22 protein-coding genes, 1 tRNA gene and 1 pseudogene are annotated in these 18,645 nt (G+C 48.2%); 18 read left to right on the forward strand and 6 right to left on the reverse strand.

Translation table 11 applies throughout. The features are described from left to right. The first annotated feature begins 3 nt into the window (after window positions 1-3). Entirely contained in the window at window positions 4-1,590 is a 1,587-nt protein-coding gene (locus WDY75_RS06315) for an alpha/beta hydrolase (protein ID WP_063480487.1), read from the forward strand. A 94-nt stretch (window positions 1,591-1,684) separates the two neighbouring features. Here WDY75_RS06315 and WDY75_RS06320 read toward each other — a convergent pair whose 3' ends face one another. Beyond that, window positions 1,685-2,329 carry a hypothetical protein gene (locus tag WDY75_RS06320; RefSeq protein WP_063480486.1) on the reverse strand — a complete coding sequence of 215 codons (645 nt, stop codon included), beginning with the start codon at window positions 2,327-2,329 and terminating at the stop codon, window positions 1,685-1,687. Window positions 2,330-2,507: 178 nt separating this feature from the next. Between WDY75_RS06320 and WDY75_RS06325 the strand changes: the two genes are divergently transcribed. The 6 genes from WDY75_RS06325 (at window position 2,508) to WDY75_RS06350 (ending at window position 5,043) form a co-directional block, all read left to right on the forward strand. Beyond that, the gene (locus WDY75_RS06325) at window positions 2,508-2,870 is read left to right on the forward strand and encodes a helix-turn-helix domain-containing protein (RefSeq protein ID WP_006212371.1); all 363 of its coding nucleotides are present in this window, start codon (window positions 2,508-2,510) and stop codon (window positions 2,868-2,870) included. 102 nt (window positions 2,871-2,972) lie between these two features. Continuing rightward, window positions 2,973-3,055: transfer RNA gene (locus WDY75_RS06330), tRNA-Leu, on the forward strand. A gap of 184 nt (window positions 3,056-3,239) precedes the next feature. After that, entirely contained in the window at window positions 3,240-3,659 is a 420-nt protein-coding gene (locus tag WDY75_RS06335) for an organic hydroperoxide resistance protein (protein ID WP_006212370.1), read from the forward strand. Between the two features lie 152 nt (window positions 3,660-3,811). After that, on the forward strand, window positions 3,812-4,054 hold the full coding sequence (locus tag WDY75_RS06340; protein WP_006212369.1) for a zinc ribbon domain-containing protein: 243 nt from the start codon (window positions 3,812-3,814) through the stop codon (window positions 4,052-4,054). Between the two features lie 88 nt (window positions 4,055-4,142). After that, on the forward strand, window positions 4,143-4,418 hold the full coding sequence (locus WDY75_RS06345) for a hypothetical protein (RefSeq protein ID WP_006212368.1): 276 nt from the start codon (window positions 4,143-4,145) through the stop codon (window positions 4,416-4,418). A gap of 199 nt (window positions 4,419-4,617) precedes the next feature. After that, window positions 4,618-5,043: a thiol-disulfide oxidoreductase DCC family protein gene (locus tag WDY75_RS06350; RefSeq protein WP_006212367.1), complete on the forward strand. Its 426-nt coding sequence runs from the start codon at window positions 4,618-4,620 to the stop codon at window positions 5,041-5,043. Window positions 5,044-5,057: 14 nt separating this feature from the next. Here the strand turns inward: WDY75_RS06350 and WDY75_RS06355 are convergent, their stop codons facing one another. From WDY75_RS06355 to WDY75_RS06365, 3 genes are all read right to left on the reverse strand, one after another. Next, window positions 5,058-5,534 (reverse strand): FixH family protein, encoded by a 477-nt coding sequence (locus WDY75_RS06355; RefSeq protein ID WP_006212366.1) that lies wholly within the window; start codon window positions 5,532-5,534, stop codon window positions 5,058-5,060. A gap of 37 nt (window positions 5,535-5,571) precedes the next feature. Then, window positions 5,572-6,990 (reverse strand): PepSY-associated TM helix domain-containing protein, encoded by a 1,419-nt coding sequence (locus tag WDY75_RS06360; RefSeq protein ID WP_063480485.1) that lies wholly within the window; start codon window positions 6,988-6,990, stop codon window positions 5,572-5,574. An 81-nt stretch (window positions 6,991-7,071) separates the two neighbouring features. Next, window positions 7,072-7,854, reverse strand: a complete 783-nt coding sequence (locus WDY75_RS06365) for a thermonuclease family protein (protein WP_006212364.1) — start codon at window positions 7,852-7,854, stop codon at window positions 7,072-7,074. A 377-nt stretch (window positions 7,855-8,231) separates the two neighbouring features. Here WDY75_RS06365 and WDY75_RS06370 point away from each other — a divergent pair, with 377 nt between their 5' ends. Next, the gene (locus tag WDY75_RS06370) at window positions 8,232-9,383 is read left to right on the forward strand and encodes a hypothetical protein (protein WP_063480484.1); all 1,152 of its coding nucleotides are present in this window, start codon (window positions 8,232-8,234) and stop codon (window positions 9,381-9,383) included. Between the two features lie 5 nt (window positions 9,384-9,388). Then, window positions 9,389-10,273, forward strand: a pseudogene (locus WDY75_RS06375) (CpaF family protein); the annotation flags it as partial. Between the two features lie 17 nt (window positions 10,274-10,290). On the opposite strand, the gene WDY75_RS06380 reads toward WDY75_RS06375, so the two are convergent. Both WDY75_RS06380 and WDY75_RS06385 read right to left on the reverse strand, forming a co-directional pair. Beyond that, a complete protein-coding gene (locus tag WDY75_RS06380) occupies window positions 10,291-11,793 on the reverse strand; it encodes a recombinase family protein (protein WP_338841955.1) in 1,503 nt (500 codons plus the stop codon). An 11-nt stretch (window positions 11,794-11,804) separates the two neighbouring features. Further along, window positions 11,805-12,749 carry a LexA family transcriptional regulator gene (locus WDY75_RS06385; RefSeq protein ID WP_338841956.1) on the reverse strand — a complete coding sequence of 315 codons (945 nt, stop codon included), beginning with the start codon at window positions 12,747-12,749 and terminating at the stop codon, window positions 11,805-11,807. Between the two features lie 200 nt (window positions 12,750-12,949). On the opposite strand from WDY75_RS06385, the gene WDY75_RS06390 reads away from it, so the two are divergent. The 9 genes from WDY75_RS06390 to WDY75_RS06430 all read left to right on the forward strand — a co-directional run bounded on the left by WDY75_RS06390 (window position 12,950) and on the right by WDY75_RS06430 (window position 18,640). Beyond that, window positions 12,950-13,216, forward strand: a complete 267-nt coding sequence (locus WDY75_RS06390; RefSeq protein WP_338841957.1) for a helix-turn-helix transcriptional regulator — start codon at window positions 12,950-12,952, stop codon at window positions 13,214-13,216. Between the two features lie 37 nt (window positions 13,217-13,253). After that, window positions 13,254-13,415: a hypothetical protein gene (locus WDY75_RS06395; protein ID WP_338841958.1), complete on the forward strand. Its 162-nt coding sequence runs from the start codon at window positions 13,254-13,256 to the stop codon at window positions 13,413-13,415. Window positions 13,416-13,429: 14 nt separating this feature from the next. Further along, window positions 13,430-13,654, forward strand: a complete 225-nt coding sequence (locus WDY75_RS06400; protein ID WP_338841959.1) for a hypothetical protein — start codon at window positions 13,430-13,432, stop codon at window positions 13,652-13,654. Between the two features lie 188 nt (window positions 13,655-13,842). Then, on the forward strand, window positions 13,843-14,100 hold the full coding sequence (locus tag WDY75_RS06405; protein WP_338841960.1) for an AbrB/MazE/SpoVT family DNA-binding domain-containing protein: 258 nt from the start codon (window positions 13,843-13,845) through the stop codon (window positions 14,098-14,100). Window positions 14,101-14,142: 42 nt separating this feature from the next. Further along, window positions 14,143-14,547, forward strand: a complete 405-nt coding sequence (locus WDY75_RS06410) for a hypothetical protein (RefSeq protein ID WP_338841961.1) — start codon at window positions 14,143-14,145, stop codon at window positions 14,545-14,547. Beyond that, entirely contained in the window at window positions 14,544-15,743 is a 1,200-nt protein-coding gene (locus WDY75_RS06415; RefSeq protein ID WP_338841962.1) for a DUF2800 domain-containing protein, read from the forward strand. The genes WDY75_RS06410 and WDY75_RS06415 overlap by 4 nt, the downstream gene beginning before the upstream one ends. After that, window positions 15,740-15,985 (forward strand): hypothetical protein, encoded by a 246-nt coding sequence (locus WDY75_RS06420; protein ID WP_338841963.1) that lies wholly within the window; start codon window positions 15,740-15,742, stop codon window positions 15,983-15,985. Before WDY75_RS06415 ends, WDY75_RS06420 begins: the two co-directional genes overlap by 4 nt. 29 nt (window positions 15,986-16,014) lie before the next feature. Then, window positions 16,015-16,614, forward strand: a complete 600-nt coding sequence (locus tag WDY75_RS06425) for a DUF2815 family protein (RefSeq protein WP_338841964.1) — start codon at window positions 16,015-16,017, stop codon at window positions 16,612-16,614. 76 nt (window positions 16,615-16,690) lie between these two features. Beyond that, window positions 16,691-18,640: a DNA polymerase gene (locus WDY75_RS06430; protein WP_338841965.1), complete on the forward strand. Its 1,950-nt coding sequence runs from the start codon at window positions 16,691-16,693 to the stop codon at window positions 18,638-18,640. The last annotated feature ends 5 nt before the right edge of the window (window positions 18,641-18,645 follow it).

Raw genomic sequence — 18,645 nt, forward strand, 5'->3', positions numbered from 1 at the left:
TACATGAATCGTTATCAGCAGCTGGTGGTTGAGAACAGGGAACTCAAACTGTATTTGCCTCCTTCTTATCAGGATTCGGAACGCTTTTATCCTGTTGCCTATGTGCAGGATCATGGAGATTTGTTCATGGACTGCCTGAATTATGTGGAGCATTTGTTTTCAACCGGGCAATTGGATGAAGTTATCCTGGTCGGAATATCACCTGTAAACCGCAATGATGAGTATACGCCATGGCCGGCAGATTCTCTGCTGGATGGGAATCCCCCCTTCGGAGGGCAGGGCAGAGCCTACGTAGACGAAGTGGCTGACGTCATTAAAGTCCACATTGACGGACAATACCGGACACTACCTGAGCCTGGACATACGGCGATTATCGGCGGCTCCTTTGGCGGGCTGATCTCGATGTTTGCGGGATATTGGCGTCCCGAGAGTTTTGGAAGAATCGGGATGCTGTCGGCTTCGCTGTGGTATGAGGGGGTTATGGATTTCATCAGGCAGCAGGGGAGCCTGCCAGCCAGCCTGAGGGTATTTATGTCTGTGGGGCGTCAAGAGGGTGTATATAAGAAAAATGCACAGAAGAATATGTTCCCTAATAACCTTGAGGCCCATCGGTTTTGGGGTGAAAATGGGATGAGCAAGCAGCGACTGCAGCTGAAGGTAGATCCGGATGGAACCCATGACGCCATCTTTATGGCCAGAAGATTTCCCGATGCACTGCAATGGTTGTTCATGAAGGAGGCCCAAGGGGAGGAGCTGAAGGCGAAGCAAGCTCAGGGTGAGGGGCCAAGCGCCCACCCTAACGACAGCTTGTTTCACATACCCGGGACGGTGACCTGGTCTATGCAGTCCGACCTTACGGGCCGTGAATACCGTATCTTCATCGCCGAGCCGATGGGACCTCCGCCCGAGGGCGGGTATCCTGTGTTGTATTCACTGGATGCCAATGCTACCTTCGGATCGCTTGCAGAGGCGATTCGCATTCAGTCTCGTACGCCCCGCGGCATCCCTGCGGCTCTTATTGTGGGCATCGGCTTTGACAGCGACAGTCCTATCGTGAGTAATGAGCGTTTCTATAACTTTACGGAATATGCCGATACCGATGAGCTGCCGGTCCGTCCCAATGGATTTCAATGGCCGGAGACAGGCGGTGTCGAGGCATTCCATGCGTTCATCGAGGATCAGCTGAAGCCAGCAGTAGAACGACAGTATCCGGTAAACCTTGCGAAGCAGGCGTTATTTGGGCACTCGCTGGGGGGTTATTTTACCTTGCATACACTGTTTACCAGGCCGCAGGCCTTTCAGCGGTACATAGCGGCATGTCCCTCCGTATGGTGGAAGAACTACATGCTGTACAAGCAATGGGAAGAAGGGAAAGCGCGTATACTGCAAACTGGACAGCGCAAAGAGCTGCACATATATGTCGGAGCTCAGGAGAAACCGTCCATGGTTCAAGACGCCAGAGAGCTGTATGCGTTTCTCAAGGGGCAAGAAGACGTGCTGGAGACCGCTTTTACCGAAATTGAGGGGGAAGGGCATGTATCGGTGCTGCCGGCTCTCATAAGCCCTCTGCTTCGTTTTGTGAACGCGTAATATACGAAAGATCGCCGAATGATGAATAAGCAGCTTCGCCTTCCGTATTATTCGGATGACGAAGCTGCTTATTTGTGCTGTATTATGTATTCATCTAATCAGGTATCTGGGGATCATCCAGGATGGAGGAATATTTGGGGTATAATCTGCGGATGCAATCGGGACAAATATCATGTGTGAATTCAATCGGGAGACGACTCTCCAAATAGCTCTCGACCGGCTCCCATTCTTCGGCATGGCGCACGTATTTGCATACGGCACAGATCGGAATGTGTCCCGGCAAGGGATAGCTGTGGGCCAGTGCTTGCTCCAGCAGCAGCTCCTTGTGCTTAAACTTCGTAATGTCAGTGAAGGAGAGCATGGCTCCATGGATAAGGTTGTCATCACTCATAAGCAGCGGCATGACCTCGCATAGCACCCAGATATCTTGACCGTTCCCACTCACTGCATATTCAAAGGAATATTCAGGCAGCTTTCCTGCTATAACATCCTTGATGGCAGGGAAGTCCACCACATCAAAAAAATGATCGAATGAGGACTGTCCCAACTGCTGGGAAGTGATATCAAAAAAGGATGTCCCCTGCCACTTGAACTCAGGGGAAACACCGTATTGTTCGGCCATGGCAATGAGCGGATCGTTCATTTTGTCGATGATGCCGTCGGGGGTAATGATCATCAGTCCCTTGTTCAAGGAGTGAACCGCATTGTTCCAAGATGTGATTATGGTATCGTAGGGCAAAATTACTCGCTCCTCGTACTAAATAGACTCATGAGTAAAAGATACAACGATCTATGAGTACTATGGTATAATTTAGGCAATATATATTGATTATACACTTAATTAAGTCATTGTGCAAGAAAAAATTACGTACATAAGATATTTTCTTTTTAGAGAGAATTAGGAAGGCGGTTGTTTAATGCAGTCTATTTACCAACGAATCGAACATCTCATAGAAAGCCGGGGTATGACCAAGAAGGCGTTTTGCGAAACCCTCGGGATCAGCACAGGAAATTTTGGTGACTGGAAGAGGGGGAAAACAACGCCGAGCACAAATAAATTGATTGAGATTGCTGCATTCTTCTCCGTGAGTCTGGATTGGCTGATTATTGGCAAGGGCAGTCCCAATACTCGGGTCAGGGAATCCCGGGGAGAATATGAAGTGGACCCGGAAGCGGCTGATCTTGCCATGTCGGGACTTGCAGAGAATGAGAAGGAGTTCATCCGCGAATATATTGAATTTTCTGCTTACCGCAAGGATAAGAGAAATGACAAGACATAGCTATGCAGGTGCCGAATTTGGAGCTCAATAATTAACTCTTTACTTTTGTATTGCAGAACAGTATAATAGGGAATGTTCGCTACAGAACTTCCCTTATATTATGCGGTAGTGGTGGAATGGCAGACACGCTATCTTGAGGGGGTAGTGGGTGTATACCCGTGGAGGTTCGAGTCCTCTCTACCGCATACTTTAGAAAAAGCTGTGATTGAAGTGGAATCATCCATTTGAATCACAGCTTTTTTGCTGTTTTTTTATGATTGGTAAATATGGTGTTTCCTGAGAACGGCCCTATTTGTCGTTTCAATCTGCGCCATAAGTTTAAAGAGTACATGTAGAGATCATAATAGGGCATGAAGGAGATGAACGAGTATGAAACCATTATACACAGCAGATGTAAAAGTCATTGGAGGACGTGAAGGCTCCGTTGAATCTACGGATGGAGTTCTTCATCACAAATTAAGCATGCCGAAGGAACTGGGTGGACCCGGCGGGGATGGAACCAACCCGGAGCAGCTGTTTGCGGCTGGATACGGGGCTTGTTACGAAAGCGCCTTGGCTAATATAGCCCGTAAAGAAGGCGTGCAGCTTAAGGATGTTGTGATCCACTCCCAGGTGATGATCGGAAAAGACGAAGGTGCTGACGGCTTCAAGCTTGCGGTGAAGCTGAAGATTGAAATGCCGGGTATCGAACGAAGCCAGGCCGAGGACCTCGCCAAAAAAGCGCATGCGTTCTGCCCCTATTCCAAGGCAACCCGAGGCAACATCGACGTGGAGTTAAGCGTAAGCTAACCATAAGAAAACAAGAACAAGAATAAGAAATGGGGATGACTCTCTTATATGAGGGTCATCTTTTTTGTCAGCTCAGCTTGCATATATGAAACTTTTTACATGAAACTCCGTATTTCTCCTTATGATTAAGTATTGAGAAAGGGGCACCTGGGATGCGTATTGAACAAATGATCGAGGAACGGTTTGTGTGCAGTAAATGCGGAGGCAATCACTGCCAGACGAAGGAGGTCTCCATGTCGGGAGCAGGACTAAGCAAGATGTTTGATATTCAGCACAACCATTTCCTGTTTGTTTCCTGCACAAACTGCGGATATGTGGAAGTGTTCAACCCGGATATATTGGAAGGGAAAAAGCGAGGCCAGCTTGGCTCGATCCTGGATGTGTTCTTCGGTTGACATCACCTCTAAAATTCTTTAATATGACTAAGTACCAGAAAGTACAAACCAGTCATAAGGAATTTAAATAAAATAAACGGGTGATGACATGCCATACAGACCGCATATTGCAAGTGTGACCACAGCTGGAAGCAATGACAAAGAAGGGCTATACGAATTCATTATCCACACGGCTGACGGAACGGATATTCGCGTATTCTACAACCGCTTCCCGGAATGGAAACTGACTGCGCTCAGCCGACTTGGGAAAGTACCTTGCCCGGTTTGTCGTAAAGATTTCATATGCAAATGCATGGAGAAATTCTCGAACGAATTCGACCAGCAGATGAAAGACGGCGAGTGGCTGAGTAAAGCTGCTGAGTAGTAAAACCAAAAATAGCGTACTTGATCAAGCGTAGGAGAGGGCTCCTGCGTTTTTTCTTTAAGGAAGAAAGTATAAACTATTCGATTAGCGGCTTGCTAATCTTAACTTGCAAGAATGAGTTTTGCTGTATGCAATCTGTTGTCTGAGAAAGTACGTCGAGAGACGTGTTTTTTTATATAATACGAGGGGGCTGCGAACTATGGAGGATCAACGCATCGTAAATAATGAGGACTATGCCGTTGTGCTGATCGATGGCGTGTGCCATTTGTGCCAGGGGTTGACCCAATTCATTATTCGGAGAGATCCTGCGGGGGCGTTCCGCTTTGCTTCGCTGCAATCGGAGATTGGACAGGAGCTGCTGCGCCAAGGGGGATTTGATGGAGAGTCAACCGAAACGATGATATTGATTGAAAATGGGAAGTATTATACAAGGTCGACAGGTGCTCTTCGCATTGCACGGCGTCTTCGCTTTCCATGGTCGCTGTCGTATGCGCTCATCCTGATTCCGCCTGTCTTACGGAACCTGGTGTACCGCTGGGTAGCAAAGAACCGTTACCGCTGGTTTGGACGCTCCAACGAATGCATGGTTCCGACGCCGGAGATTCGGCGCCGGTTTTTATCCTAGATGAAGTCTTATTTTTAATGCTGATGTTCAGCTGTGCCTTCTTGAAATGTCGGGGTTTCCGCTTGGAGATAGGCAAGCTCTGCCTCGGACAATGCTCCGACGGCGAACGGTTTTTGGGGAATGATGATGGAGCCGTTATTGCCGCAATGAAGTTTAAAGAAATAAAGCCCCTCTTTATCGAAGGTTTTGGTTACTGTATACACACCTTCTCCTACCTCTACCGCATCCGTCATAGGCTCACGCAGGGAGCCGTCATGGCTCCACAGCTCGTAATGGACAAAGTCCGCATCCGGCACTCTTTGGCCGCCCTGGGTAAGGATGATCTCGATGGTCTCCGGTTGACTCACGGATAGTGTGTCGGGGATATTAACCTCGGCGATCAGCGGAATTTCCTTTTCATACCGATTGGCTGCGTCAGGTTTGGCCGAACAAGCACTCAGCAATAGGACCGACAGCAGAATGGACATTATAAAACGGCTTTTTACGATCATGAAACCGCCACCCCTTGTTATGGTTTGAATATGTTGTTCAGGCATTCAGAAATGTCTTGACAGCCGATATTCTCCGAACGATAAACCGATCGATGAGCCAGACGATGATGAGCGATAATCCCACCAGCGGGAACAGAATCCCCAGAGCGATGAAGAGCAGAAGGAATACTCTCCTATGCTTGGCATCCACCTCGGGTGCCTTCGGTGCTCCCAGCCCATGTTCCGGTTTTCTCTTCCACCACAAGTACAGACCGCTTACCGCGATTAGAACGATTCCCACGCATATAAGCAAACTGAAGATCTGGTTTACGATGCCGAACTGGGTTCCTTTATGCAGCGTAATCCCAAGGGCGACGGCTTTGCCGACCGATCCGTAATGATCATAGCGATAATCTGCCAAAACCGCTCCGCTGTACTGGTCGATATGCATCGTGGCCTCATCCTGGGCTTTAGGCGGATAGGCGGACAGCGTATAGACACCATCCGCTTGCTGCGGGATGCTGATCGTATAGCTCGGATGGATGCCCTCGCTTCTCGCGACATACATTACATCTTCGATCGGAAGTGGCATAAAGTCGGAGATGGTGGAGTTCGGCACCTCCAGATTCTCTGCAGCCCAGGGTACTTCTGCCACGTCCTTGGTCTGCACCACATGGGAGGATGGCGCGCTGCCAGACCAGATGGACGGAGGGTAGCCGGCACCGGTATTGGTTGCCACGGTCTGAAAGTTGCTGCCCCACAGGCCTGACCATGGCAATCCGGTCATGATGAGAAATAACATGCCTGCTGCAACCCAGAAGGCGGGAACGGCATGCAGATCCCTGCGGAGAATTTGCTTGCCCTTGCCGAGCCTTGGATACAGGACGCCGGCAAGGCTTCTCTTCTTCTTGGTTTTGCTTTTGTTTTTATTTTTCGGAAGCCATAAATACAGGCCGGTCAGGACGAGCACAATCGCCCAGCAGGCGGCTAGTTCGACGATTCGGTCTCCGATCGTCCCGACCATCAGCTCACCGTGGAATTCCTCGATCTTGTCCATTATGCGATCTTTGTCTTTCAGCTCGCCAATTTTCTCTCCCGTATAAGGATTCATGAAGACGGTCATTGATTCATTGCCAGAGTTCATGCTGATTTCCGTGGAGCGGGAGTCCGACTCGCCGGGGCGATACTTGGTAATGGTAGCATCAGGGTAGAGCTCTTTAACTTGTCCGACCAGCTTGCTTGGAGTTACCCTTTCAACCTGAGGGGTTACCGTGTAGTAGTCCCGATATAGCGCTTGTTCAATCTGGGGCTTAAATAAGTAAACGGAGCCGGTTATAGCCAGGATGATCAGAAAAGGAGCAAATAGGATGCCGGCATAGAAGTGCCATCTCCAGACGGTTTTGTACAGTGCGGCAGAGCTTGGATTAAGCGGCTGGCTTTCATTGGGCTGGGCTGCTTGTGTTTTCTTTTTCCCCATGACTCGTGGCTCCTTTTCACATACGGCTAAAATGTATATAAGATGAACATGAATGTTCATTTCATATCCTGAAATTCAATTCTAATTGCGAGGCGCCCGGAAGCCGGCCTGGACGGCTTCTTCCTCCGTGCAGAACCACTGCTCCTGCTTCGTGCGATCATAATAGGGAGATTGGGGAGTATGGTAGATTTTTTCGCCTTTGGAATTGATATTCCCTTTAATGTCGCAGCCTTGCTTTGGCTTCTCGCGGTTCTCAATCGGCGTTTTGGTTGTTGGGGCGCTATTGTTATTATTGTTGTTTTTATTCGCGTCCTGTTCTTCCGGATGGAATCCGTCTTCCTGGGCGTAGTTCTCTACGCTCCATATGCCGAGAGCCTGCTCCCGGCTGATTCGCTGCAAATCGTCGAATTTGTCAACGTACCGGGTGTTGGGCGGATAGATGTAGGCGACACGTGCGAGTCCTTCCTGAAGCAGCGCTTCCTGAACCATGGTTCCATCGGCATAAACGTAGGCGAGCAGCCTGGAGTATTTATCGCGGTTCGGACCGATGTCAAATTCCAGTTCCAGCCGATCGGCTTGTTCCACCAGTTCCTTTGTAAAGGCTTTGGCCTCGGGCCCGAATGGCTGTACGCCCAATTTCGGATGACTGGTTTCGGGCGTATCGATCAGCAGTAGCCGAACATTTTCCTTTTTTCCTTCAAACATAACGCTGATGGTGTCTCCGTCTATGGCTTTGACCAGCTCTACCGCAACCCTCGGGAGATTGAGGTCATCGGTTGGGTAGGCCGCTGTATTGGAGCTGGCCGTGTCCGTGCCGGACTTGGCTTGGGTTGAAGTCTGCTCGCTGGATGTTGCTGGAGACATTATTGGCTGGCTGCAGCCTGATAATAGAAGCAAGGCAGCTAGTATAGCGGTTAACATTCGTTGTTTCACTTGTTGTCACTCTCCTGGCTTGTATGTATTCGTCCAGATAGTATAGGAGTTTATATAGGTTTTTCTATATAAGTAGTTACTATTTAGAGAACATTAGTTCTAATCCTATATAGTAGTGCATATATCCACGTTTTGACAATAGTGATTAAGGGCTATCTATGTAATAAAAATAAATCTTGCCGTTCTGCAGCAACTGTGATATTCTAATGTCAAATTATAGCAGACAACGGAAGCACCGTTCATTGACCGCGATTACGCGGCATGAACGGTGCTTTTTTGCGTTGTTGCAGAAGAGAGGGATTGGCTTTATGATACCGGCCCGAATTGTGCTGGCAGTGCAGGATTCCCGGTATGTCGAACCGCTGCTGAACTATGCGTATGGCAGTTCCTACGGATCAGCTCTGCAAGTGACGGCATTTACCCGCATGGATTCATTTCTTCATTATATGAGCTCGGGGGAAGTACCGAATCTGGTCGTGGGGGATGCTGAAATGTTGGAGAGCTGGCTCAGCCGGGGGGATGCCCCCGTGCCTTGGCTGCTTCTTAGCGAAGGTGATTCACCACTCTCACGGATGGAAGACGGCAGCAGTACGCCCAAGTATCAGCCCCTGCCTCAGCTGCTGGAGGTCATGATAGCCTGCTGTAAGAGAAACGGCGGCTCTTTAGAGAAACAGAATGCCGAAACGACACCGGTTATCGGCATTGTATCTCCTCTTGGAGGGAGCGGCAAGTCGACGATCGCAATGAATATGGCGAAGCAGCTGGGCGTGTTGGGGCTGAGAGTGTTCTATCTTAACTTGGAGACGGTGAACAGCAGCGCATTGTTTCCTTCCGGCTCGGTAGGCATGGAGGGAAGCTTCTCCAGATTGCTGTACGACATGAAGGCCTCGCAAGAGTTGGCTCCAAGGACAGAGGTGTCGATAACCCCTTACATTGTCAGGCATCATAGCCTGAAGTGTGATTCCTTTGAGCCGAGTTTCAATGTGAAGGAAATGACGGAGATGACCCTGGAGGATACGTCTTTGCTGTTGACCTCTCTAGTTTCTTGTCATCACTACGATGCCATTGTGGTGGATACGGAAGGGTACATGGGGGAACGAATTCAGGCCGTTCTCGAACAAGCCGAGCTGCTGATCTGGGTTCTATTGGATGATCTTATTAGTATGCATAAGTGCTGTGTATGGATGGATCAGTTGGAATTAAAGAACACTGCACTCTTCGGAAGTATGAAGAAGCGCAGTCGATTCATTGTCAATCGGTTTACTGGCCAACTGGTGAACAGTCTCCCCCGCAAGGATATTGGTATTGACGATGTACTGCCTTATATTCCTTCATGGAAGCAGCTCCATCAAGAGGAGCTGCTGTTGTCCTCACCCATATACCAGAGGGAAGTATTGAAGCTCTGTCAGCAGCTGTTGGATAACTCGGGTATTAGGCCAGCTCTTGCAGGCGGAGGGTAGCGAATATGATGGAAGATCAATTCAAGTCCGTCCGTGATCAGGTTCGGTCTGAGCTGGACATGAGCTCCAGCGTGAACAACTCGGAGTTAATGGCACGCATCGAGGAGATGGTGTGGAGAAGGCGCGAGCTTTTGGAGCTGACGGCCGCAGAGAAGCGCAGGCTGGTGCGGAGAGTGTATGATTCCTTTCGCGGGTTGGATGTGCTTCAGCCCTTAGTGGATAACCCCAGAATAACGGAGATTATGATCAACAGCCATCAGGATATTTTCATTGAGCAGGATGGTGAGGTGAAGAAGCTGCCGCTCCAATTCGAGTCGCAGAGCCGCCTCGAAGATATCATTCAGAGCATTGTCGGTACGGTAAACCGTGTAGTAAACGAGTCAACACCTATTGTAGACGCGAGATTGAAGGATGGCTCGCGGGTTAACATTGTGCTTCCCCCCATAGCACTGAAAGGCCCGACCATGACGATTCGCAAATTTCCGGAATCGCCGATGACGATGCATGATCTGGTCGAAAGGGGGGCGTTATCGGAGGAAGCGGCAGAACTGCTCCGGGTATTGGTCAAGGGCAAGTACAACATTTTTATAGGCGGTGGAACGGGCTCGGGGAAGACAACCTTCCTGAATGCCCTATCGCAGTATATTCCGCCTGATGAAAGGGTCATAACGATTGAGGATTCGGCAGAATTGAAGATCGTAACCGTTCCAAACCTGGTGTCACTTGAGACACGGAATGCCAACACAGAAGGCCGGGGGGAAATCGCCATGCGCGATCTGATCCGTTCATCGCTGCGGATGCGTCCCAATCGGATCGTGGTGGGTGAGGTTCGTGGAAGCGAGGCGCTGGATATGCTGCAGGCGATGAATACTGGGCATGACGGAAGTGTATATAGTACAAAATGGTATTAATTGAAAACGACATCATCAATATATGCATCGAAGAATTTATTTTTGACGCCTTTAACTTTGGTTAAATTTGTATTCAGGGCGATCTTTTTAAATGTGGTATAAACTAGTTCTTTCTTCTCTTCATCATCTGAGATGTCCCAGAGCTCTTCCATTTCTGATAGCACTTCTAATTTTGGCACGCCTGAGTAGTTGTTTTGAATCTCTGCAATCTTTAACTTAAGCTCTTTTTCCTGCTCTTCCTCATCAGTGATTCGCTTACGGACATCTTCCTTTGAAATCAACCCTTCAACAAACATGTATTGCCACTTTTCCTTGCGCTTTAAAATTTTTGCCAAATCCTTTTTAGCTAATTGGATTTCATCTTCATTCTTGGATCGTTCGGATATAGCGTTATTAGTCTCCGTATCGATTAATTCCGTATCAAGTTTTATTTTCTGGATGTAGCTCTTAACCAAATGTTCTACATGTATCTGCCGAAACGTGGGCATGTCGCAGGAATTGTTGGAGTGTTTGTTTGAACAAATATAATATTGCGTCCTAACAGTCTCTCCTGATCTCAAGGACCTCTTATTCGTTAGTCTTCCGAACATAGCTGCACCGCAACGACCGCATCGTAATACTCCAGAAAACCAATAGACCTTATTCCGACTAAAGCCTCCGCTTGTTCTTCGTTCCATTAGATCTTTGGTTTCTTGGTACTCTTCGGCTGTGAATATTGGTTCATGTGAACCTGTACCGTAAACACAGTTTACTCGTTCATCTCTTTTGGAATTGACGTAGGTACCTTCTGGCGTCTTAGATCCAAGTCTAATGATCCCAGCATAATAAGGGTTTTCTATGGTATAAGATACAGTTGCGGACGTCCACTCTTTCCCACGCCTTAGGAGACCCTTGCTGTTTAATCGCATCGCTATAGATTTATAGCCGAGTCCAGTATGGTATAAGCGCCTAGCTTCTCGGATTATACTTCGTTCTTCAGGTATGATAACCTCGTCCTGCGTATATCCGTAGGGAATTATTCCTCCTGGTCGTTTACCTTCCTTAACCATTTGTTCGACGCCGAATCGGACGCGCTCGGAAATCGTTTCGCGTTCCCACTCTGCCATAGCCCCGACCAGGGTTATAAAAAAGCGTCCCATTGCAGTAGTTGTTTCAAATATCTCCGTAGCTGACTTAAATTTTACTCCATGTAAATCAAAGGTCTTTAAAAGCTTGTGAAGGTCTGACACTGATCTGGTCAGCCGATCAAGTTTGTACACTAATACAATGTCAAATTTTTTCTCTTCCATATCTCTCATTAATCGTTGAATCTCTGGCCGTTCCAGATCCTTAGCTGAATATCCATCATCAATGTATGTGTCGTACACTTCCCAATCTTGAGATTCGGCAAAACTACCCAGTCTGTTTAACTGCCCGTCCACTGAAAAGCCATCCTCGGCTTGTTTATCTGTTGACACACGAATATATAAAGCAACTTTCAAAAACTTACGGATGCTCATTGGGTATCACCTCATTTTGGCCAGAATTTAACCTCAACGACTTTTCCAATTATCTTTACTTGTTCTGCAGGGACGAGACTAGGCTGCATAGTTGGGTTTGACGGAATGAGCAGGCACTGGCTACCTTCCCGACGAACTCTCTTTAAGGTTACGGACTCATTATCAACTACAACCACGGCAATATCGCTCGGAGAAACTTCATCTTGCTTCGAAACAATAACGAGATCGCCGTTAAAAATTCTGTCTCCAGACATGCTATCGCCTTTAACTTCAAGGGCGAATCCATCATTGCCTCGCAAGATATATGGATCAACTAAAGTGTAACCTTCAATATTCTCAATTCTGTCTATAGGGGTTCCGGCTGCGATCTTACCGACAAGGGGGATCTTCAACATGGATCCCGAATCAAACGGAACGACATTTCCCTGGAGAGAAGGATTAACTCCCTGTAGCTCTGTTAAATATTCATTGAACGCTTTTTTCTGTTTAATGGCATCATCAATGAAGACTTTCAAAAATTCTAATTTCTCTTCGAAAGACATGACTCTCAAAATATCATCCGTAGCTATTTTCAAGGCTGCTAATTCTTCATCTGACATGCCCATTGCTTTTAACTGTGATTTCACCAGATTCTCATCCAAGTTGATTTTAGTTTTTCTCATAAACTCATCTAGAAAAGTATCTAAATCATTGATGCTCTCTAATATCTTTTTCATGGATTCGGGAGCTTTATCAATAAAAGCAGCGAAAACCAAACGATCGGGATCTCCGCCGGTTACTGTTGCCAGAGCCCTGTTAACTTCTTCGGAAGCAGGGTTTTTTGTTTTGTTATTCTTCAACATCGATATGTATGAGCGTTCCGCTTTAACTCCAAGATCGTTAATTCCTTTAGCTATTTCTCCTAATGTTAGACCACTTTCTTCGATGTATTGATTAAGCAAATCTGAGTATCTCAACACCCGCACCGCCTCGTCTGATATTTGTTACTAATATTACCACACTGTTGAATAAATATTCAACGTTTTTTTGATTAGTTAAGTAAATGTTTATTGACATCAATGATCAAAGGATTTATGATTTAGTCACCAACAGGTAAATGATTATTTACATTATGATTTCTGTGTAACTGAAAAGTGAATGGAAGGAGGTGATCGGGTTGACTTACGCTTCGTTTCTCAAGAAGTCAATAGATGAAGCTGACCTTTCATTAGGCCAGATTTGCAGGCGTTTAAAGCAGAAGGGCATTAATCTGGACCGGACAACCTTAAGTAAGCTTCAAAACGGCAAGATGGCACCAGCAAAGGATCCTGTGAATATAGCACTTGCTGAGGTCTTAGGTGTTAACGCTGAAAAATTGAGGCTGGCGGCTATTAAGGAAATTATCCCTCCGGATTTATACTCGCTCATCAGAAAAGTAGGCTGATCTTTGAAAACCAAATATTCAACAAGGAGACAATCACATGGCTGGAAAGCAAACTCCGCAACAATTCGAAGGTAGACCTGCAGGAATGTCGGAAAGTGCTTGGATTCAACTCCATAAACTAGCGGCGAAAATCATTCTGAACCATTCTGAGGAGATCAGAGAGGTTCAAGCTAATCGGAAAAAAGCTATGACAGGATGAGAGGGGACAATTAAATGAGCAAGGTTTTAAGTCTGACAGCGGAAGATGAAATCATTGATTATTGCGCTAATGAATTATGCGGTAAGGAAATCTACTTCGGGCAGCCAGTGACAAAGATCGGCCATGAGTTAGTTTGCTCGGGAAAATGTCTTATCGAGAAGATCAGGGCCGTAACAATTATTGCTGGAAGGGAGGTGAACCAGGAAGGTGAACACGAGGTTACGGATCCGCAGCTGTAAAAACCTGATGGAACTGATCGAGTCAACAAAGTCTTCACTGCTCCGGGAAGTGTATCGGCGGCAATATGTCAGCTTGGCTTCACGTATTAAAAAGAAAAATGCAGCTTGAACGGCTTAGGACCCGTCAAACTGCACAAAAATTTCTATAAGTTATGGTCAGTTTAACACTGGCCGAGAGGAGTTGCAATATGAAAGCTACTGGAATTGTCCGTTATCTTGATTCGCTCGGCCGCGTAGTTGTTCCGAAGGAGCTGCGTCGAGTTCTCGACATAGTCGATGGAAGTCCCATGGAAATCTTCACTGATGGGAATGCAATCATTATCAAGAAATATACCCCTGGCTGCTTCATCTGTGGGAAGACAGAACCTGAGAATTTAAAGCCTTTCGATTCTAAATTGATCTGTACAGGCTGCATTAAGTCAGTTGTTGAGCTCTACGATCGATAAGTAAAAAAAAACAAATAATTTAAATATCAGGAGGACTTATAAATGCCAGTACAAATTACGATTAACGGCGATAACGCCGCACAAGCCATAGAGGAATTTGCTACATTGTCCGCTGCATTCGGCGGGGCAGCTGCTCCGTCTGCTACCGTTTCGGAAGAGCCTAAGCAGCGCACCCGTAAAACCAACGAAGTGAAGAAAGAACAGCAGAAGGAAACGTCGGTTGAGACAAACACCCCTGACGACGAAACCGGGACGGATGGTCATTCGACAGAGGGAGAAGAAATTCCAACCGTTGTCGAGCTCCGGGCTAAAGCGCAGGAAGTCGGCAAAGATCCTAAGAAGAAGCCGGCCATCAAGGAGCTGCTGGGCAAGTTTGAAAGCGCGTCGATCTCGGACGTCCCTGAAGAGAAACGGATCGCCTTCATGGCTGAGCTGGAGGCTCTATGACGCAGCCAGCGCATGCTGAACGGGCTCATGCCTTATTGGGTGCGTCCAAGGCGGATCAGTGGATAAACTGTCCGCCCAGCGCCCGGCTGCAGGAGAGCATCCACGATAAACGTAGCGAGTTTGCCGATGAAGGAACCGCGGCCCATGAGTTGTCTGAGCTGATCCTACGCCGGAGGCTAACACCTTGTAATGCGGCTGAGCGAAAACGACTTGATAAGGCCGTGGAAGATTTTAAGAAGAACAACTCCTATTACGGACCGGAAATGGAGGACGCTGTGGCTGCCTATGTGGAGGCCGTAGAGGAGCATTTCATGGCAGCCAAGGCCCGTTCATCTGATGCGGTTATTCTGCTGGAGGAGCGCCTGGACTTTACGGAGTGGGTGCCTGATGGATACGGCACCGGCGACGTTGTGCTCATTTCGGACGGCGTGCTGGAGGTCATAGATCTGAAATACGGGAAGGGCGTGCCGGTCAGTGCGATCGGTAACCCTCAGCTCCGGTTGTATGGCCTAGGCGCCTGGTCGAATTGGAATTATCTTTATTCGATCAACGAGGTTAGCATGACGATCGTCCAGCCACGCCTCGATAGCGTCAGTACCGATACCCTTCCACTTGGCGAGCTGATTGAATGGGCGGAAGTCGTTGTTAAGCCTGCAGCTGCACTGGCCGACGCTGGCGAAGGTGGATTTTTGCCTGGTAGCCATTGCAGGTGGTGCAAAGTTAAGGGGAACTGCCGTGCACGGGCTGATGAGAATATGAAGGCCTTGGCGTATGAGTTTCAAGATCCAGCTCTTCTATCCATGGACGAAATCGGCTCGGTTTTATTTGTAGCTGAGCAATTGAAAGTGTGGGCAAAGGACGTAGAGGAGTACGCCTTCGGCCAGGCTAAAGCCGGCGCAAGGATTCCATCGTGGAAACTGGTGGAAGGACGGAGCAATCGGTCCATTACTGATAAGGCTGCCGCTCGTAAGGCCTTGGAGTCAGCTGAGCTTGAAGCTGAAAAGTATCTCAAGCCGCAGGAGTTGCTTGGCATTGGCGATCTGGAGAAGAAGATCGGCAAAAAGGAACTTGCTTCCTTGTTGGACGGTCTGATCGTGAAGCCTCCAGGTAAACCGGTGCTGGTGCCAGAGACGGACAAACGGCCGGAGCTGAATAGCGTGGATCAGGACTTTGCTGGAGAGGAGTTTGAAGTATGAATCGTCTGTATGTAATCGTTGAAACCAACAAGAGCAGTTATAACGAGCAACGAATGGTAACTCACAACTCAGAACGAGAGGTTATCCATTATGCCGGGGTATTAGCTTCTCGTGGCGGTCTGGAAGATGACATTGAAATCAACCGTATTTTCTCAGTGGACGAATACGGAGATGTGGATCATCACGAGATTGAATTTAAAAAGGGCAAGTTGGTATTGAGCACACTGATCACACCAAAATAAATCACTCAAATAAAAGGAGAAATGAACATATGGCAATCGATAATCAATCAACCAAAGTAATCACGGGAATGGTACGTCTCTCTTATACTCACGTGTTTGAACCACAATCTATCGACGGTGGGGATGAGAAGTACAGCACAGCGATTTTGATCCCGAAGACCGATAAGGAAACGCTTCGCAAGATCAAGGCAGCAGTTGACGCTGCTAAGGAACTTGGAAAGAGCAAATGGGGCGGGAAGATCCCGGCAAACTGCAAGACTCCGCTGCGTGACGGAGACGAAGAACGGCCAGATGATGAAGCGTATGCCGGCCATTACTTCCTGAACGCCTCAAGCAAGAACAAGCCCGGGATTGCTAAGCCGATCGGTAAGGACAGCAACGGAAAAACCAAGTTTCAAGAGATTACGGATACAACCGAAGTGTATTCCGGCTGCTATGCCAAAGTGAGTTTAAACTTCTACCCGTTTGATGCTAAAGGAAACCGTGGCGTTGCGGCAGGGCTGAACAACCTCGTTAAAGTGCAGGATGGTGATTTCTTAGGTGGCCGGAGTAGCTTGAACGACGACTTTGCAAGTGAAGACTTCGACGACATTGTGGACATCAGTGACGATGACGATTACTTGAACTAATCAATTTACTTCTTTGGAGGGGCTTGGGATACAGGCCCCTTTTTATAACCGCAAAATTCTAACGGGAGAAAGTGATATGACCCTACTGCAGATCGACCTTGAAACATACAGCAGCATTGATATTAAAAAATCCGGCGTGTATCCATACGTCGAGGCGCCTGACTTTGAAATCCTCTTGTTCGCTTATGCTTGGGACGATGAGCCGGTGCAGGTGGTTGATTTTACAGACTTCGAGGAGCTTCCTGATGATGTGATGACCGCCCTGACTGATCCAACAATTATTAAAACAGCTTTCAACGCGAACTTCGAACGCACAGCACTAGCAAAATACTTGGGTGTACCGATGCCGCCGGAACAATGGCGCTGCTCAAGCGTTCATGCCCTTACCTTGGGGTTACCTGGAGATCTGGCCGGAGTTGCCAAGGTGTTGAAAGTGGAAGAACAGAAGGACAGCGCAGGTAAGGCCCTGATCAAATACTTCTCAACGCCATGCAAGCCAACGAAGGTAAACGGCGGGCGGACCCGTAACCTCCCATACCATGACCCTGAGAAGTGGCAGCAGTACAAGGAGTACAACCGGCAGGACGTGGAGGCAGAACGGGCAGTTCGAAAGAAAATCGAGAAATATGAGATATCCGTATTTGAACATAAGCTCTGGGCGTTGGATCAGAAGATTAATGATAACGGAATACAGCTTCATCCGGAGCTAGATACTCGGGCCATTGAATGTGATGAAGCTTTTAAGATTCGAACGGTTCAGGAGGCCAAGGAGCTCACTGGTCTGGACAATCCGAATAGCCCGGCGCAGTTGAAGGCCTGGCTGGAGGAAGAGGAAGGGATCCAGATCGACGGCTTAACCAAAGACACTATACCGGGTCTGATCAAAGAAGCGAAGAGTGAAAAGGTTAAAACGATGCTGAAGCTCCGGCAGCAGCTGTCCAAAACATCGGTAAAGAAGTTCGAAGCCATGCAGCGCGCACGCTGCCAGGACGACCGGGTTAGGGGATTGCTACAGTTCTATGGCGCAAACCGAACGGGGCGCTGGGCGGGAAGGTTGGTGCAGGTGCAGAATCTCCCGCAGAACAAACTGCCGGACTTGAACCTTGCAAGGGATCTCCTGTTGTCCGGAGATTATGAGCTGCTGGAAATGTTGTTCGGGGCTCCACCCTTTGTCTTGTCTCAGCTGATCCGGACGGCCTTCATTCCTTCGCCGGGATGTCGCTTTATCGTTTCAGACTTCTCAGCGATCGAGGCGCGGGCGATAGCTTGGCTGGCGGGTGAGACTTGGAGGCTGGAGGTATTCAAGACCCACGGCAAGATTTATGAAGCCTCTGCGGCGCAGATGTTCCACTTGACCCTTGATGAAATCACCAAGGACTTACGTCAAAAAGGGAAGATCGCGGAGCTTGCATTGGGTTATGGCGGCGCTGTTGGCGCTCTGGAACAGATGGGGGCCCTTAAGATGGGTTTATCTCAAGATGAGCTGCCGCCACTCGTAAAGACATGGCGCGCAGCTAATCCGAAGATTACACAGCTTTGGTGGGACGTGGACAGGGCTGCGATGACAGCTGTCCAGGAGCGAAGAATGATCAAGATGCAGTATGGTCTGACGTTTTACTGCGAAGGTGGCTATCTATTTATCCGGCTGCCATCCGGTCGTCGCTTGGCCTACGTAAACCCTCGCATTGTTGACGGGAAGTTCGATAAGCCGGCATTGATCTATGATGGCGTGGACCAGACAAAGAAGACATGGGGCAAGATTGACACTTACGGGCCAAAATTGGTCGAGAACATTGTGCAGGCGATCAGCCGGGACTGTCTGGCAGTGAGCATGCTTCGCTTAGACGCTGCGGGCTTTGAAACCCGGATGCATGTCCATGATGAGGTCATAGTCGATGAGCCTTACGACAATGGCAGGGACTCATTAAACGAGATAACTGAAATTATGGGGCAGCCGATCGAATGGGCGCCGGGGCTTCCGCTTCGGGCCGAAGCATTCGAGACGGACTTTTATAAAAAGGATTGAGCTTA

It is taken from the genome of Paenibacillus glucanolyticus (genome assembly GCF_037333485.1).
In the GTDB taxonomy this organism is placed as follows: Bacteria; Bacillota; Bacilli; order Paenibacillales; family Paenibacillaceae; genus Paenibacillus_AQ; species Paenibacillus_AQ glucanolyticus.

Coding starts and splice junctions, on each gene's coding strand:
- WDY75_RS06325 (WP_006212371.1), top strand. CDS start 2,508: ATGCAGTCTATTTACCAACGAATCGAACATCTCATAGAAAGCCGGGGT.
- WDY75_RS06355 (WP_006212366.1), bottom strand. CDS start 5,534: ATGATCGTAAAAAGCCGTTTTATAATGTCCATTCTGCTGTCGGTCCTA.
- WDY75_RS06335 (WP_006212370.1), top strand. CDS start 3,240: ATGAAACCATTATACACAGCAGATGTAAAAGTCATTGGAGGACGTGAA.
- WDY75_RS06405 (WP_338841960.1), top strand. CDS start 13,843: ATGAAAGCTACTGGAATTGTCCGTTATCTTGATTCGCTCGGCCGCGTA.
- WDY75_RS06430 (WP_338841965.1), top strand. CDS start 16,691: ATGACCCTACTGCAGATCGACCTTGAAACATACAGCAGCATTGATATT.
- WDY75_RS06350 (WP_006212367.1), top strand. CDS start 4,618: ATGGAGGATCAACGCATCGTAAATAATGAGGACTATGCCGTTGTGCTG.
- WDY75_RS06395 (WP_338841958.1), top strand. CDS start 13,254: ATGGCTGGAAAGCAAACTCCGCAACAATTCGAAGGTAGACCTGCAGGA.
- WDY75_RS06410 (WP_338841961.1), top strand. CDS start 14,143: ATGCCAGTACAAATTACGATTAACGGCGATAACGCCGCACAAGCCATA.
- WDY75_RS06370 (WP_063480484.1), top strand. CDS start 8,232: ATGATACCGGCCCGAATTGTGCTGGCAGTGCAGGATTCCCGGTATGTC.
- WDY75_RS06315 (WP_063480487.1), top strand. CDS start 4: ATGAATCGTTATCAGCAGCTGGTGGTTGAGAACAGGGAACTCAAACTG.
- WDY75_RS06400 (WP_338841959.1), top strand. CDS start 13,430: ATGAGCAAGGTTTTAAGTCTGACAGCGGAAGATGAAATCATTGATTAT.
- WDY75_RS06415 (WP_338841962.1), top strand. CDS start 14,544: ATGACGCAGCCAGCGCATGCTGAACGGGCTCATGCCTTATTGGGTGCG.
- WDY75_RS06365 (WP_006212364.1), bottom strand. CDS start 7,854: ATGTCTCCAGCAACATCCAGCGAGCAGACTTCAACCCAAGCCAAGTCC.
- WDY75_RS06345 (WP_006212368.1), top strand. CDS start 4,143: ATGCCATACAGACCGCATATTGCAAGTGTGACCACAGCTGGAAGCAAT.
- WDY75_RS06380 (WP_338841955.1), bottom strand. CDS start 11,793: ATGAGCATCCGTAAGTTTTTGAAAGTTGCTTTATATATTCGTGTGTCA.
- WDY75_RS06360 (WP_063480485.1), bottom strand. CDS start 6,990: ATGGGGAAAAAGAAAACACAAGCAGCCCAGCCCAATGAAAGCCAGCCG.
- WDY75_RS06340 (WP_006212369.1), top strand. CDS start 3,812: ATGCGTATTGAACAAATGATCGAGGAACGGTTTGTGTGCAGTAAATGC.
- WDY75_RS06420 (WP_338841963.1), top strand. CDS start 15,740: ATGAATCGTCTGTATGTAATCGTTGAAACCAACAAGAGCAGTTATAAC.
- WDY75_RS06425 (WP_338841964.1), top strand. CDS start 16,015: ATGGCAATCGATAATCAATCAACCAAAGTAATCACGGGAATGGTACGT.